Annotated in this window: 23 protein-coding genes and 1 tRNA gene; 15 read left to right on the top strand and 9 right to left on the bottom strand. The window is 46.8% G+C overall.

All coding sequences use genetic code 11. The features are described from left to right. The 3 genes from EKM83_RS13455 to EKM83_RS07360 all read right to left on the bottom strand — a co-directional run. The coding region (locus EKM83_RS13455) for a transposase family protein (protein ID WP_225418644.1) at positions 1–209 on the bottom strand (209 nt) is incomplete at its 3' end. 425 nt (positions 210–634) lie between these two features. Then, positions 635–1081 carry a universal stress protein gene (locus EKM83_RS07365; RefSeq protein WP_125575984.1) on the bottom strand — a complete coding sequence of 149 codons (447 nt, stop codon included), beginning with the start codon at positions 1079–1081 and terminating at the stop codon, positions 635–637. Positions 1082–1176: 95 nt separating this feature from the next. Then, on the bottom strand, positions 1177–2358 hold the full coding sequence (locus tag EKM83_RS07360; protein ID WP_225418643.1) for a CynX/NimT family MFS transporter: 1182 nt from the start codon (positions 2356–2358) through the stop codon (positions 1177–1179). A 372-nt stretch (positions 2359–2730) separates the two neighbouring features. Here EKM83_RS07360 and EKM83_RS07355 point away from each other — a divergent pair, with 372 nt between their 5' ends. From EKM83_RS07355 to EKM83_RS07345, 3 genes are all read left to right on the top strand, one after another. Then, on the top strand, positions 2731–3108 hold the full coding sequence (locus tag EKM83_RS07355) for a hypothetical protein (RefSeq protein WP_125575990.1): 378 nt from the start codon (positions 2731–2733) through the stop codon (positions 3106–3108). Positions 3109–3251: 143 nt separating this feature from the next. Then, positions 3252–3650, top strand: a complete 399-nt coding sequence (locus tag EKM83_RS07350; protein ID WP_125575983.1) for a TIR domain-containing protein — start codon at positions 3252–3254, stop codon at positions 3648–3650. A 52-nt stretch (positions 3651–3702) separates the two neighbouring features. Further along, positions 3703–3790, top strand: a tRNA-Ser gene (locus EKM83_RS07345). A 171-nt stretch (positions 3791–3961) separates the two neighbouring features. On the opposite strand, the gene EKM83_RS07340 is transcribed toward EKM83_RS07345, so the two are convergent. The 4 genes from EKM83_RS07340 to EKM83_RS07325 all read right to left on the bottom strand — a co-directional run bounded on the left by EKM83_RS07340 (position 3962) and on the right by EKM83_RS07325 (position 6790). After that, on the bottom strand, positions 3962–5125 hold the full coding sequence (locus EKM83_RS07340; RefSeq protein WP_125575982.1) for a site-specific integrase: 1164 nt from the start codon (positions 5123–5125) through the stop codon (positions 3962–3964). A 91-nt stretch (positions 5126–5216) separates the two neighbouring features. Next, entirely contained in the window at positions 5217–6026 is an 810-nt protein-coding gene (locus EKM83_RS07335; RefSeq protein ID WP_125575981.1) for a hypothetical protein, read from the bottom strand. Positions 6027–6043: 17 nt separating this feature from the next. Then, positions 6044–6451 carry a hypothetical protein gene (locus EKM83_RS07330; protein WP_125575980.1) on the bottom strand — a complete coding sequence of 136 codons (408 nt, stop codon included), beginning with the start codon at positions 6449–6451 and terminating at the stop codon, positions 6044–6046. A gap of 6 nt (positions 6452–6457) precedes the next feature. After that, positions 6458–6790 (bottom strand): helix-turn-helix domain-containing protein, encoded by a 333-nt coding sequence (locus EKM83_RS07325; RefSeq protein ID WP_125575979.1) that lies wholly within the window; start codon positions 6788–6790, stop codon positions 6458–6460. A 141-nt stretch (positions 6791–6931) separates the two neighbouring features. Between EKM83_RS07325 and EKM83_RS07320 the strand changes: the two genes are divergently transcribed. Then, complete coding sequence (locus EKM83_RS07320) at positions 6932–7162, top strand: helix-turn-helix transcriptional regulator (RefSeq protein WP_125575978.1); 231 nt, start codon at positions 6932–6934, stop codon at positions 7160–7162. Beyond that, positions 7162–7299 carry a hypothetical protein gene (locus tag EKM83_RS13335; RefSeq protein ID WP_164505619.1) on the top strand — a complete coding sequence of 46 codons (138 nt, stop codon included), beginning with the start codon at positions 7162–7164 and terminating at the stop codon, positions 7297–7299. Before EKM83_RS07320 ends, EKM83_RS13335 begins: the two co-directional genes overlap by 1 nt. Here the strand turns inward: EKM83_RS13335 and EKM83_RS07315 are convergent. Beyond that, on the bottom strand, positions 7265–7690 hold the full coding sequence (locus tag EKM83_RS07315; protein WP_125575977.1) for a hypothetical protein: 426 nt from the start codon (positions 7688–7690) through the stop codon (positions 7265–7267). The genes EKM83_RS13335 and EKM83_RS07315 overlap by 35 nt on opposite strands. Positions 7691–7759: 69 nt before the next feature. After that, entirely contained in the window at positions 7760–7996 is a 237-nt protein-coding gene (locus EKM83_RS07310) for a helix-turn-helix domain-containing protein (RefSeq protein WP_125575976.1), read from the bottom strand. 134 nt (positions 7997–8130) lie between these two features. Here EKM83_RS07310 and EKM83_RS07305 point away from each other — a divergent pair, with 134 nt between their 5' ends. From EKM83_RS07305 to EKM83_RS07270, 10 genes are all read left to right on the top strand, one after another. Continuing rightward, entirely contained in the window at positions 8131–8337 is a 207-nt protein-coding gene (locus EKM83_RS07305; RefSeq protein ID WP_225418642.1) for a helix-turn-helix transcriptional regulator, read from the top strand. Beyond that, the gene (locus tag EKM83_RS07300) at positions 8337–8627 is read left to right on the top strand and encodes a hypothetical protein (protein WP_125575975.1); all 291 of its coding nucleotides are present in this window, start codon (positions 8337–8339) and stop codon (positions 8625–8627) included. Before EKM83_RS07305 ends, EKM83_RS07300 begins: the two co-directional genes overlap by 1 nt. 25 nt (positions 8628–8652) lie before the next feature. Further along, on the top strand, positions 8653–8817 hold the full coding sequence (locus EKM83_RS13330; protein ID WP_164505618.1) for a hypothetical protein: 165 nt from the start codon (positions 8653–8655) through the stop codon (positions 8815–8817). A gap of 60 nt (positions 8818–8877) precedes the next feature. Beyond that, positions 8878–9387, top strand: coding sequence for a helix-turn-helix domain-containing protein (locus EKM83_RS07295; protein ID WP_125575974.1), 510 nt, complete (start codon positions 8878–8880; stop codon positions 9385–9387). Positions 9388–9391: 4 nt separating this feature from the next. Further along, on the top strand, positions 9392–9727 hold the full coding sequence (locus tag EKM83_RS07290) for a DUF771 domain-containing protein (RefSeq protein ID WP_125575973.1): 336 nt from the start codon (positions 9392–9394) through the stop codon (positions 9725–9727). 13 nt (positions 9728–9740) lie between these two features. After that, positions 9741–9908 carry a hypothetical protein gene (locus EKM83_RS13325; RefSeq protein WP_164505617.1) on the top strand — a complete coding sequence of 56 codons (168 nt, stop codon included), beginning with the start codon at positions 9741–9743 and terminating at the stop codon, positions 9906–9908. Positions 9909–10017: 109 nt separating this feature from the next. Beyond that, on the top strand, positions 10018–10305 hold the full coding sequence (locus EKM83_RS07285) for a hypothetical protein (protein WP_125575972.1): 288 nt from the start codon (positions 10018–10020) through the stop codon (positions 10303–10305). Continuing rightward, entirely contained in the window at positions 10296–10505 is a 210-nt protein-coding gene (locus tag EKM83_RS07280; RefSeq protein WP_125575971.1) for a hypothetical protein, read from the top strand. The genes EKM83_RS07285 and EKM83_RS07280 overlap by 10 nt, the downstream gene beginning before the upstream one ends. A 6-nt stretch (positions 10506–10511) precedes the next feature. After that, on the top strand, positions 10512–11525 hold the full coding sequence (locus EKM83_RS07275) for a RecT family recombinase (protein WP_125575970.1): 1014 nt from the start codon (positions 10512–10514) through the stop codon (positions 11523–11525). After that, complete coding sequence (locus tag EKM83_RS07270) at positions 11464–12309, top strand: PD-(D/E)XK nuclease-like domain-containing protein (RefSeq protein ID WP_125575969.1); 846 nt, start codon at positions 11464–11466, stop codon at positions 12307–12309. Before EKM83_RS07275 ends, EKM83_RS07270 begins: the two co-directional genes overlap by 62 nt. The last annotated feature ends 11 nt before the right edge of the window (positions 12310–12320 follow it).

Below are 12320 nucleotides of genomic sequence, written 5' to 3'. Positions count from 1 at the left end.
CGCTCGCTGATATTGGGTATTCTAACTCTAACTGTCTTGGCTCCATTCTTAACGATTTCGTGTTTGCCACAACGTGGGCAAACACTGACGGAATAAGTTAAGTCCGCATAAATCCGTAAGGCATCACGTGAAGTATCTTGAACTTTGAAATTAATAATGTTTTGGTCTTTAATTTGTAGTAAATCTCTTGTAGACTGGTCTTGGGACACGTTGTCATTCTCACTTTCAATTGGTTTTCGTCGACTATGTTGTTGTGGTGGGGCAATGTGCCCTTTTATTATACAAAAAATGATGTCGACAGATTTCTCTATCAACACCAAATATCATAGAACCCCTTTTTTAGATTCCATTACTGAAAGTTGAGGGTATCATTGACGCGGCAATTCGCGGAATGATAGTGTTATGTCTGTTAAAATTAGTGAGACCAGGGCCTGCGTCAGCGAAAGACTCCGCCTGCTATGGGGATATCGCCAGCCTGAGGAGCGGTCTGCCGATTCGCTTTGAAGTCTGGCAAAACCACCAGTCTTCAAAGGCGTCCCACCTCTGGTTGTCTCCAGCAGATTGACGACTGTCAGCAACACTGTGTTAGAGACTAGTCGCTAGAACTGATTTGACAAACGGTTAGTTAAGAAACTTAATCTTCTGCAATATCGTTAACGACTAACACATTGGGCTGAGCGTGCTGGACAACGTAGGTGGTCGTGGAACCGACCACGAGGCGGGAAAAGGCATTGGTTCCGGACTTACCAATCACGATTAAATCAATACCGTTTTCATCATCGTTGGCGACATCAGTGATCTGCTGCTTGGGGGCGCCCTCGAGGCTGGCCGTGGTGACAGTCACGCCGGCTGCGGTGGCTTGTTTCTTGGCCTGGTCCATCAGCTCAGTGGCGTTTTCACGCATAGAAGCGATGACCTCCGTGTAAGCCAGGCCCCGGCCGTAGCCGCCGAACTGGTTGATATCGGTCACGTGCAGCAGTAATAGCTTGGCGTCCCAACCCTTGGCCAATGAAATGGCCTCCTTGAGAGCTTCGTTGGCGTTGCTCGATCCATCGAGCGGCACTAAAAGATGCTGGTACATGGGATGACCTCCTTCGCGTTGGCTAACAAAATGTTTTAGTTTACGGTTATATTATCCATAATTATATACATATAGTCAATCGTTATGCTCACGAGTTAATCCACGATAATGGCGTGGCGGTCAACGATGATGCCCGTCACGGTCAAAGCAATCGCGAAGAGAACCAGCAGTCCTAAGACTGGGTTCCAGGCGTGAAGGCTGGTCGCTAGCGTCCCAAATAGAATGGGGCCGATTGCCGCCAGTAAATAGCCGGCCGATTGCGCCATCCCGGAAATCGCCGCCGTCTGATAAGGGTTGTGGGTCTTTTCAGTGAAGAACATGATGGCCAGATTGAAAGCGACCCCGGAGCCCAAGCCGCTGATGAGGGCCATGACCGTGAGAAATGGCAATGAATGGGTCGGCAGTAAAAAGGTGAGCGGCGCCACCACGTAACCTAATGTCATAATACCCAACAACAGGGGGACACCGTGACGTTTGTTAAAGAGGTAAGGCACGAGAAAGGCCAACGGTAAGCCGCTGAGCTGGAAGAGCGTGAGCAAGTTGCTGGCCTCGATGGTCGATAGTCCGTGAGTGGTCAGAATCGTGGGCAACCAGGTCAATAGGACGTAGTAAACCAGCGACTGCAGGCCAAAGAACAGGGTGATCAACCACCCGGACGGTTGCCGCCAAACGCTGTGGTAGCGCGGCACTTGTGCGCGTTGTTTGGGAGTGAGCGTCGCCGCATGGTCACCACGCAGATTGGGTACCCAACAGAGCACAGCAATAATGCTGATACTGCCCAGAATCGCTTGGGTGGCGCCAAAGCTCAACGTCGAAATGAGGTAGCCGGCGGCCGCGGTGCCTAAAGCGCCGACCAGCAGCATAGAGAGGGTGTAAAGGCTGGTCCCCAGCTGAATTTGGTCGGGAACCCGCTCCTTGATCAGAGCGGGAACCAAGACGTTACCACTATCCACGCCGATGCCGACCAAAAATGTCCCGAGAAATAGTGCGACGACGTTGGGAATGATCCGACCGTAACTGCCGAGAATCAATAGGAAAAATAGCAAAAGCACGGTTCGCGCATTGCCCCAGCGCTGCGCTAATTTCACAATAATTGGCGAGAAGATGGCGAAGGTCACCAGAGGAATCGAGGTGAGTAGGCCAGCTAGCGAGCTGGGCAAATGCAACGTCTGCTCAAGGTTGGGCAGCAAAGGTGGCATCAAGGTAATGGGGAGCCGCAGATTGGCAGCAATGAGCATCATGCTAAAGAGAAACCAGGAACGTTTAGGCTGAGACACAAAAAATCCTCCTCGAAAAAAGTGTTTAAAATTAGTATAGACCTGAAACCGCCACCACTAAAAGAAAATCTGGACAACAAAAAGGCCAGGACCGTGGGAGGCGGCCCTGGCTATAAAGAAAACAGCCCGTTGAGGAAGACTATTGGGGGATGAATCAAGATTCGTGCGGAATCTGCGAGAGTGGTGCAAAAGGGGAGAAAATGTGTATATCAACTAATCGTTTTGATTAGTTTATAATTATATTATGCAACGATTGCTGTTTGACCGCAACTAATATGCTCACGCTAAAAATGACTTGCCAGCAAAACTGATAAGTGGGTCCTGCAATTTTTGTCAGTTCCAGGTAGAATAGAGGAAAGGAAGATGATGACGATGGATTTTATTGACCTGACCCCGATTCAACTACGTCACACACCCTTAGGAACGCGCCAGCAGACACCTAAGCTGCATGACTGGCAATTAGACTGGGAGAAGCTTGCGGCGCTGATACGCGATAATGGGGACGTCATGGCGGTCGTCCAGGCGGGGCTGGCCGAAGACTGGTTGAACACGCAAGGGACTATCTGGGATGAAAATTGGGGTTATCATCGTTACCCCAATGACAACCGGGAGCCGGATGACACGGTCTTTTGGGCAGCTTCGACTTGGGCCACGCCAGCCATTTTGGTGACGTTTCACAATGAGTTGACCCGCGCGTTTGCCTGTTACCGGGAGGGGCGCGACCCGGATTTTCATTACCTCGGGTGCTGATGATTTAGCTAGACAACCGTTATGACTAGAAAGTAAATTAGATTTGTTATATAGTATTCATTAGAAAAACACCTGCTTGTAATCGTTTTGACTTTTAAGCCAGTTACAATTAAGCCAAGTCAAAGAGGAAGGGAGTTTGGATGATGAGTGATCTATTTATCAGCTATCAGTCAGCCGATCCGTTAGCCCATTCGTTTCAAGTCCAGCTCCAGGAATGGGCGGATAAGTACTGGGAGTTCCCATCGGTCAGCTTTCATGAGCAGGAGCCGCCGGTGTGTTTCAACTGTGCCGGTGCTAACCGAATTCGCCGACACCTCCGCAAGGAAATCAAGGCGGCTAATCAGCTGTTGATTATCGTGAGTCGGGCCACCTGGCAGTCGGAATGGACGGACTGGGAGATTGCGACGGCCCAAAACGCCGATAAGCAACTGCTGGCGGCCAAGTTGGACAGTACTAATATTTCGCCAATTGGGCTAGTGGATACGGCACCGATTTGGATCGATCCGTTTGATCCGATAGTGTTGACGCAACGAAAATTTTAAAACATACTTGCATTTATAGTCATTATTGGTAAAATATATTAAGTAGTGACTTGGAGAGTTGGCAGAGTGGTAATGCAACGGACTCGAAATCCGTCGAACCGGCTAATACCGGCGCGCAGGTTCAAATCCTGTACTCTCCTTATCAAGCGTTTTTAAACGATTTTCATAAAAATAAGAACCCCGTCAAATAAGCATTTGGCGGGGTTCTTTTTATTTAAAACTGACTAGAAAGCACAAAAAGCTAAAAACATTTTGCGCGTATTTTGCGCAAAGGCTTATTTGCTAAGGCCTAGTTTAGTGAGTGCAGGATTTTAGGTTGCCGTATTCTCGGTGTTAGTAGAGCCTTTGGGCAAAATTTGTGCAAAGTGGTCTTCAGTTTTGGGTTCAAGCGACTCAATTGAAGATGCAATCTTGGTGTCAGTTTTTACCTTATATTCGTCGATTAGATAGGCATACGTGTTGGCTGTGATTGTGATACTGGAGTGACCCAAGCGTTTTGAAATGGCGTACAGGTCAATTCCCTCGGATAAGAGATAGGCAACGTGGGTATGGCGGCACGAGTGGAAGTGGAAACCTTGGCGAACGACATCGCATGCCTTCATCGCCGCACGTAAAGCTTTGTTCACAGCTGAGGATGTGGGAATGTCTCCGTACTGATCTACGAAGACACTTCCTTTTTTATTTTTATGACTAATTTCTTTAAGTAGTCCAATTAACCACCCATCGATTCGAATTACTCGGTGGGAGGATTCATTCTTCAAATCCTGAAAATCGCGGTTGGTTTCGTTCCAGGACTGAGTGACGGTGATAGTGTGGAAGGGTTCGTTGATATCGTCCCACCGTAAGCCCTGAACTTCCCCTGGACGCATTCCGGTCAGCAATGCAGTCAGAATCATGTACTTTGACGTAAAGTTCCGATTACGCGTTTCTAGCAAGTAATCGATAAGGGTATGCAGGTCGGCCACACTCAGATACTGAATCTTTCGGGTCCGTTCCTTATCGTAAACCAGAGAGGCCGTTTCGATAAAATCACGTTTGATGAGACCGTCATATAAAGCATCCTTGATACAGGCGTGGTAAAGCGAGTTCATTTTAGAAACAGTGGCCTTAGAGTGGTCTTTACCAAATTCTTTCAGGAAAAGTTGGTACTTACGCCGGTCCATCAGGTCGATTCTCTCGGCTGGAAGATATTCTTCAAGGATATGGTGAGCGGTGACGTAGGTTAGGCGAGTACGCTCACGTACGGACGATTCTTTATAGGTCTCGAACCAGGACCAGAAGTAGTCGGGAAAGAGTGGAGGAGTATCGACAACTAGATCACCGTTATTTTTGTCTACCTCAAACTGATTGGCCCATGCGGTAGCCACGCTCTTCGTCCTAAATCCTCCGTGGGTTTTCGTTTTGAACTTGCCATCGGCATCTTTATAGCTGATCCTGGCCTGCCAGCTCTTGCCTCGCTTGGTAATACTTGCCATGGTTAATTCTCCTTTCAATGGCAAGGTCAACACTTGACTTTGCCAAACGTATGTTCTTTAAGCCTGTTAAAGAAAAGCCCGATTAGGGGCTTTACTGGTAAGACACAACTTCATCAGCCGCCAAGTTCAAGGCCGATGTACCAGCGTAATCTTCACTGATTCCAGCCTTTACCTGAGCACTGTCGATAGTTGTCTTACCGACAAAGTGGCCATATACCGTGATCTTACCGCCTTTGACGACTTTGCCAGACTTTTTACCGCCGACAACGGTTAGAGTCATAACTGATGAGTTAGGGATTTTGGCCAAAATATGATATTTCTTCTGTTTGTCGGCTCCTAGGCCAATCACTTTGGCATTGCTGACGATGATGCCTTTACCACCCTGGTTTGATAGCCAAGAATTCGAACGACCGGAAAGGGTAGATAAATCGAATGCTTTGCCTACCGGATCATAGGAAGCTAATTGTTCGTTATCCTTGATTGATGCCAGCTTTTCACTCGGCGTCAATGAGGATGTAGAGGACGAAACGGCTTGCTTAGTATCATGACCACTAGATGTCTTTACTATAATTCCACCGACTAGGATTATTACGACTAGGCTGACGGTACCCAAAATAGCTGATTTACTAGACCGGGGTTGCTGCGATTTTTGGTTGTGAGTTGGTATCCGTCGATGCTTGACCTCGTTTTTTTGGAAGTCAATTTCATCTTGAGTGGTCACCTTCGAGTTTGTCGACATCAGCGTCTTCACTTCGGCTAGGGAATGCTTTTCAGACTCTGCTTCGGTCAGTGATGAGCCATAAATCATACCAACCTGTGCCGCACACTGTGTACATATCTTTCCATCTTTAAGCTGGACAAATTCGTCTTTAAATTCAGTCCCGTCTATAGGGCATTTCATCGTGTTCACCTCATATTTCAGTCTAAAACATGTTTGTACTGCAATCCATACGCCAAACCAACTTCATGCAGGTATGGTAATTCAAGACCGATGTCATCAGCGGCGGGGTAATCTGAGTCCTCACACGCATATTCGCGACGTAAACGGTCCATGTCAGCCCGTGTCAGCAAGTGAGTAAATCCCCAAACACGAGCCCGTCGTTCCTGTTTCATATTCTCTAACGATCCATAATCGGTAATGTCGCCAACCGAAGTTTCAACATGGCCAATTTCCTCTAGTATCCACTGGCATAGTTGATCGGCTGTCTTGCTTTCATTAAGTGCGACTTCGTTCCCAAGAGCGAGACCGCTTAGGCGCATTGGCAATTTTTCGAAATTGAAAATGATGTTTGGATACTGCGCCATCAGAGTTTCAAGTCTATTCAATAAGCCTCAGTCCTTTTCGTGGCGCTTTTTATACTGTGCCTTTTTAAATTCGATGTAGTCGTTGATTTCCTGACGCTCTTCGTCGGTTAGATCTGCTAAATCTCCGTCGATATGTGCAGCAACAGGGACACTACCTAGATCTACCTTACGGCCCAGAAGATAGTCGACTGTGATGCCGAAATGATCGGCTAAAGCAGAAAGGTCATCATCCTTGATAGCGCGCTGGTCGGTTTCCCACATGCCAATCGTACTGGCACTGACATTGACTGCTCGGGCTAATTCGCTTTGACTTTCGTGCTTTCGCTTACGTAGTTCAGCGATACGCTGTCCTTTAGTCATACTCTTCACTCCTTGTATTTATTTACAGCATACTATCACTCTAAGTGATAAAAAAGAGTAAATAAATAATTTTCACTATAAGTGTTGACGTTCACTCTTAGTGATGGTACTATATTCACGTAGAGTGAAGGAGGGATAAACATGAACCCACTCAAGAAGGCCCGGGAAGAATTGAAATTAACTCAACCGGAAGCCGCTAAATCAATTGGAATCAGCTATTCAATGCTGTCTAAGATTGAAGCTGGTGTTAAAACACCGTCCTTTGAAACGATGAAAAAGATGGTTGATTTCTATGGGAAGTCCGCAGATGAACTATTTTTTTACAGTAATTCATCACGGAGAGTGAACAAACAGCCTGAGGAGGTGAGCTGATGAAAAAAGAAGAGTTCCAAGCTGAGGTGCTCAAAGAACTTCGTAACCTAAACAAAACGCTCAAGATTATCGCTAGTAACCAAGAGCGTCATGTTCAAATAGCTATTGAGAATTCTGCATCGAAGAAGAACCAATAGTGAAACTAGTGATTTTATCCAAGTCTACTGCTAAGAAGTCGACATTTAAGGGCTGCAGTGAAGACAGCGATTGGATAGTTACGTTTTGAAGATAGACGATAGAGTCCTTCTGCCCTCTCATTCGGGAAATAATCTGACGTTTACTAGTACTGTCGTAGCTATTACTTTTGCCAAATTTATCGATAGTTTCGTCGAAAAGCTTGCTAGAAGAGGTAAGCCCTTCGAATAAAGCTGAGTAAACGGGGCTAGATTCAACGTGATCACCATCAGATAGTAAATCACCAATAATGGCGGTTGAACTGGTAAATAAAATCAAATGATTTTGGTTACCATTGCCTATTGACTTAGCAACGGCAGAAGATACTGAGATTAGCTGGTTCTTAAAGATCATTTTAGTCACCTCCTTTCGATGAACGATTTAGTAATTAGTTCATTGAAGAAAGGAATATAGGTATTAAGTTCATTTTTCCACCTCGTTGTAAGGCGGAAAGTCGAAGAAGTCATGGACGCTGACGCCAAGCCCCGTGCAAACTCTATACACCGTGTCAATGCGAGGAGCGGATCCTCGATTGACAATATTGCTAAGTGTAGTAGTTGCCATGCCAGACAAGGTTGCTACACGATTTAATGTTATGTTTTGTTCTTTCATATAAGAGTACAAGCGTTCTTTAAAGAAGGTGCTATGTGTTTTATCCATTAGTATCACATCCTAACCCAATTGAGTACGTCTTAAACATAACATTATTTTTTTGAACATAGTTACTCAAATGAGTAGACAATTATATCAATTGAGTATATACTCTAAAGAGTAGAAAGAGATGAGGTGATGAAATGACATCAGGACAAGAACTATTTATGATTCGTAGTCAAAAAGGATTAACGCAAGCAAAACTTTCAGATTTAAGTGGTGTACCACAAACAACCATTAGTGGAATCGAAAATACAAATAAGACTCCCGGACTTAAGACAGCAATTAAGTTGGCTAAGGCACTGGAAATCCAAGTAGAAGATTTATTGCCAAAGGAGGTGGCCAAATAATGGAAGTAACACAAGAACAGTTGCAACAAATGGTCAAAGAACAGGTAAGAAAAGCTATTGCGGACAATCATCCGGGTAACGTTCCAACCGAGTTAGCAACGTTTAAAAAGGAGATTACAGATTTTGCTAAACAAATCTCCGAAGAAACTCCGGTTAGATATGATTCATTGTCGCAAGCCTTCAACAGCATCATTCGAACGAAACTACGACTCAAAAGAATCAATGATTTACCCATATCTAAAATTGAAGAAGCACAAAAGATATTTGAGTCAATTAAGGCAGTTTTTTAATTGTCAAGGAACAGGGGGTACCAAGATGACACGGCAAGAAAAGATCAACTTCGTTGCAGAAAGTAGTAATCATACCGCAGATATCATTGCGGCGATGGTTGAAGCAAATGGCGAGGGCTATCTTGATCGCTTGTACATGATTGAATGTTCCAAAGCAAATGACCAGTCATTTGAACTCCAGTATCAATGATAACTGTGAGCTTAGGAAAAGTGATTGAATTCAATTTCCAATCACGATGGGAGGAAAAAGATGCAAAGCAAATTTTCAGAACAACTAACGCTTGCCCTAGATGGGATTCAGGGTTCGCTAACACACAAGCAAGTAGCTGGTAAGGTTCATGTGTCTGTCGGTCAGCTAAGTCGTTTGAAGAACGGCACTCGTAACACGGACAAGCCAACGAGAATATCGTTGGCGGACACACTGCAAAATATTTGGCTTAATTTTTCTGGGGCACGGGAGGATTACCATATTCCGTCTTTTATGAAAAATAAGACTAAACATGACGATGTAATGGCGGCCCTGTTTCAACAGCGAAAAGAAGAGAATGAGCGGCGAAAGTTGGAAGATGCATTCGATGAGGCCATCGGTACTAAGCCAGAGCTTAGATCGCCACAGCAAACGCTTCTCATCCGGGACTACTTCCGGGAATATGTTGAAGAAATCGGCGCTGAGGAGACGGACATTGCGATGAAAGCCAAGTATGCGGGTGAGGACATTCAAAGCGTCTTCGATTCATACAACAAGCGAATAGGAGGGTGACGACATGATGCAAGCACCACAGAGTATCAAAGCAAATATCGAAATCGCCATTCCGGATAACTTCGAGTTGGTCCAACGTGACGAAATCGAGAGTCTTCGTGGTCAAGCACTGACCGGTCGAACGTGGACCATGCAAGATTTACGTGAGTGGGTTGGCAAGAAGTCAACGACTTGGATCAAAGCCAGCATCCTGGAGAATCCGCGGTACAGCCGAGAGATTCAACAAATGGTTGACCATCATGAAATCAAAGAGGCTGCGGGGCCCGGGACACGTTGGCTTTTCAAAGCTGGCCCCATGGCGGAGTTCTTAGACCGTCACTGGGAAGAATTACCTTGGTAAGGAGGTGACAAGAATGGATGTGTTCTACTACTACTTCGGCGAATTTGCGTCGTGGTTCTGCTTCATGTTCCTGTGCATTTACGGTGGCTACAAACTATCCGAATCGGTACATCACTACGGCGGCTGGAAAGCCTGGGCGGATGACTTCTTCGGACTGGACTATAAGGAGGACAAAAAATGAAACTTTGGCACAAAAAAAGAGCCCTGACCTGGCCGTCAGAACTCACAGAAAAATTACTTGTCTCAAGTATTTTCAACTTCAATTTTACAGCAGAAGGGCGGCGGATTCAATGATTGCACCAGATCATGCGACGTTTGATTTTTACCGGTACATGAATCAGCTCGATGCTGAACCAGTCAGTGATAACAGTGTTTACGACACGGATGGCAATCCGATGGAGTCCGGCGAGACCTACTGGGACGTTGATGGAAGCTACATTCCGACCAACGAAGATTCGATGCACGACTACCTTGACAGTCAGGCCGAGGACTACGGCCGCCCAATCAACTACGATTACGACAATCTCGCCGGAATCCTGGAAGAGTTCAAGGACGCGGAGGTGATCTCATGGATGTGATGGTACGGACGAACAGCAGGTTCACACCGAAGCCGGTGGTATGTACCAACACCGCCGAGTTAGACGATATTAAGTCGGCGCTTTTTCACAAAATTCAAGAGTTGGCCGAAAGCGACAAGCTTGGAAACGTTGATATCGATGAACTGTACAGCATCAGCGATAAGCTGATTGGCTGGTCACCAGACTTAGGTGAGGAGTAGAAGTAGATGAACACAAACGAAGTTGCTGAAACCCAGCGTTCACTGGACGTGGGGGTTCAGAACCAAATCAATCAAATGATGAACCAGGAAAACGGGCTGAAATTGCCTGCTAACTACGCCGTTGGAAATGCCCTTAAATCCGCATTCTTCGCGTTAAAGAGCAGTAACGATGGTGACCTTATCCAAATCGCGGCGCACGTCCCCGAGATGAAAACCTCGATTGCTAACGCCTTGATGGATATGGTCGTTCAAGGACTGTCACCAGCCAAGACCCAGGTCTACTTCATCAAGTATGGCCAGAAGGTTCAAATGCAACGATCATACTTTGGAACGCAAGCGGCACTTAAACGCCTGTCAAATGTTGATGATTGCTGGGCCAACGTGGTCCACGAAGGCGATAAATTCGATATATCAGCTAAGGACGACCGAATCGTCGTCACTAACTGGGAGCCAACGTTAGAGGGCCTGGACGGACAAATCAAGTACGTCTACGCCGTCATTGAGATGGCTGATGGTACTCACCAATACACCATCATGACTTTCAAGCAAATCAAGAACAGCTGGTCGCAGACCCGTTCAAAGGGAGCCGTTCAAAACAAGTTTAGCGATGAAATGGCTAAGCGGACGGTGTTGAATCGGGCCGCTAAGAACATCTTGAATACCTCAGATGATTCGGACTTGGTAGTGGGGGCCATAAACAACACAACTTCCAACGAGTATGACGACGACCAGCCTGCCAAGGATGTGACACCGAAGAAGACCGTTGCTGACCTGATTGAACCGGGGCCTGCCAAGGACACCTCGGAGACGTCAGAAGCTCCCCAGAAGAGCGAGAGCGCGTCAGTATCAGTTGCCAGCGCGTCAGTATCGGAGCAATCCGCATCGGCCGAATCATTGACCGACAGCGAAACGGCGAACAGCTTGATCAAAGACATTGACAAAAAGGAGGCTGACAGTGATGCAGACGGCACCGAGCAAACGGACCTCTTCAACAACGGGGTTCACTCTAAGTTCGACTAATTATTACAGTCAAACGGCCAACAAGAACTACATGAGCCCAACGTGGTTCAAAAAGTTCGTGGCGTGTGAGGCTGAGGCGCTAGCAGAACTCAACGGCGACTGGAAGCCCCAGCGAGACCCAACGGCCTTGCTGGTCGGTAACTACCTTCACAGCTATTTCGAGTCCCCAGCGTCCCACAAACGCTTCATAGAAGCTCACAAAGACGTGATGCTTTCTACTAGGGGCAAAACTAAGGGCCAGCTTAAGGCACCGTATAAGGTGGCCGAGAGCATGATTAAGACGCTAGACGGCGATGCCACCTTCCGGGCACTCTACCAGGGCGCTAAGGAATCGATTGTCACTGGGACGATTGACGGTATCGACTGGATGGGCAAGCTGGACTGCTTGAACCTTGAGCGAGGCATCTTCCTCGACTTAAAGACCACGCAGGACCTACACAAGCAGGTCTGGGATACCCGCACACGGCGCTACGTCCCATTCGTCTATGCCTACGACTACCAGCTCCAAATGGCCGTCTACCAAGAGCTAGTTCGTCAACAGTACGGTGTGCTATGTACGCCCTACATTGTTGCAGTCACCAAGCAAGACCCGCCCGACAAGGCGGTCATCTCAATCCCGCAGGACAAGCTAGATGATGCGATGTGGCGGGTCAAGGATCAGGAACACCGATTCAAGTCCATCATCGATGGCCAGGAAGAACCGGAGCGCTGTGAGACGTGCGACTACTGTCGGTCAACTAAGGTTCTGGGCGACATCATCGATGCTGATGAACTGATTGATTAAAGGAGGTGCCA

It is taken from the genome of Levilactobacillus angrenensis, from assembly GCF_003946085.1.
GTDB lineage: Bacteria > Bacillota > Bacilli > Lactobacillales > Lactobacillaceae > Levilactobacillus > Levilactobacillus angrenensis.
Note: the sequence above shows the minus strand (reverse complement) of the source record. Positions and strands in the feature narration are given on the sequence as shown.

Coding starts and splice junctions, on each gene's coding strand:
- EKM83_RS07270 (WP_125575969.1), top strand. CDS start 11,464: ATGCAGACGGCACCGAGCAAACGGACCTCTTCAACAACGGGGTTCACT.
- EKM83_RS07285 (WP_125575972.1), top strand. CDS start 10,018: ATGATTGCACCAGATCATGCGACGTTTGATTTTTACCGGTACATGAAT.
- EKM83_RS07300 (WP_125575975.1), top strand. CDS start 8,337: ATGGAAGTAACACAAGAACAGTTGCAACAAATGGTCAAAGAACAGGTA.
- EKM83_RS07275 (WP_125575970.1), top strand. CDS start 10,512: ATGAACACAAACGAAGTTGCTGAAACCCAGCGTTCACTGGACGTGGGG.
- EKM83_RS07295 (WP_125575974.1), top strand. CDS start 8,878: ATGCAAAGCAAATTTTCAGAACAACTAACGCTTGCCCTAGATGGGATT.
- EKM83_RS07310 (WP_125575976.1), bottom strand. CDS start 7,996: ATGGATAAAACACATAGCACCTTCTTTAAAGAACGCTTGTACTCTTAT.
- EKM83_RS07325 (WP_125575979.1), bottom strand. CDS start 6,790: ATGACTAAAGGACAGCGTATCGCTGAACTACGTAAGCGAAAGCACGAA.
- EKM83_RS07305 (WP_225418642.1), top strand. CDS start 8,131: ATGACATCAGGACAAGAACTATTTATGATTCGTAGTCAAAAAGGATTA.
- EKM83_RS07335 (WP_125575981.1), bottom strand. CDS start 6,026: ATGAAATGCCCTATAGACGGGACTGAATTTAAAGACGAATTTGTCCAG.
- EKM83_RS07340 (WP_125575982.1), bottom strand. CDS start 5,125: ATGGCAAGTATTACCAAGCGAGGCAAGAGCTGGCAGGCCAGGATCAGC.
- EKM83_RS13335 (WP_164505619.1), top strand. CDS start 7,162: ATGAAAAAAGAAGAGTTCCAAGCTGAGGTGCTCAAAGAACTTCGTAAC.
- EKM83_RS07315 (WP_125575977.1), bottom strand. CDS start 7,690: ATGATCTTTAAGAACCAGCTAATCTCAGTATCTTCTGCCGTTGCTAAG.
- EKM83_RS13325 (WP_164505617.1), top strand. CDS start 9,741: ATGGATGTGTTCTACTACTACTTCGGCGAATTTGCGTCGTGGTTCTGC.
- EKM83_RS07350 (WP_125575983.1), top strand. CDS start 3,252: ATGAGTGATCTATTTATCAGCTATCAGTCAGCCGATCCGTTAGCCCAT.
- EKM83_RS13330 (WP_164505618.1), top strand. CDS start 8,653: ATGACACGGCAAGAAAAGATCAACTTCGTTGCAGAAAGTAGTAATCAT.
- EKM83_RS07355 (WP_125575990.1), top strand. CDS start 2,731: ATGGATTTTATTGACCTGACCCCGATTCAACTACGTCACACACCCTTA.
- EKM83_RS07320 (WP_125575978.1), top strand. CDS start 6,932: ATGAACCCACTCAAGAAGGCCCGGGAAGAATTGAAATTAACTCAACCG.
- EKM83_RS07365 (WP_125575984.1), bottom strand. CDS start 1,081: ATGTACCAGCATCTTTTAGTGCCGCTCGATGGATCGAGCAACGCCAAC.
- EKM83_RS07290 (WP_125575973.1), top strand. CDS start 9,392: ATGATGCAAGCACCACAGAGTATCAAAGCAAATATCGAAATCGCCATT.
- EKM83_RS07280 (WP_125575971.1), top strand. CDS start 10,296: ATGGATGTGATGGTACGGACGAACAGCAGGTTCACACCGAAGCCGGTG.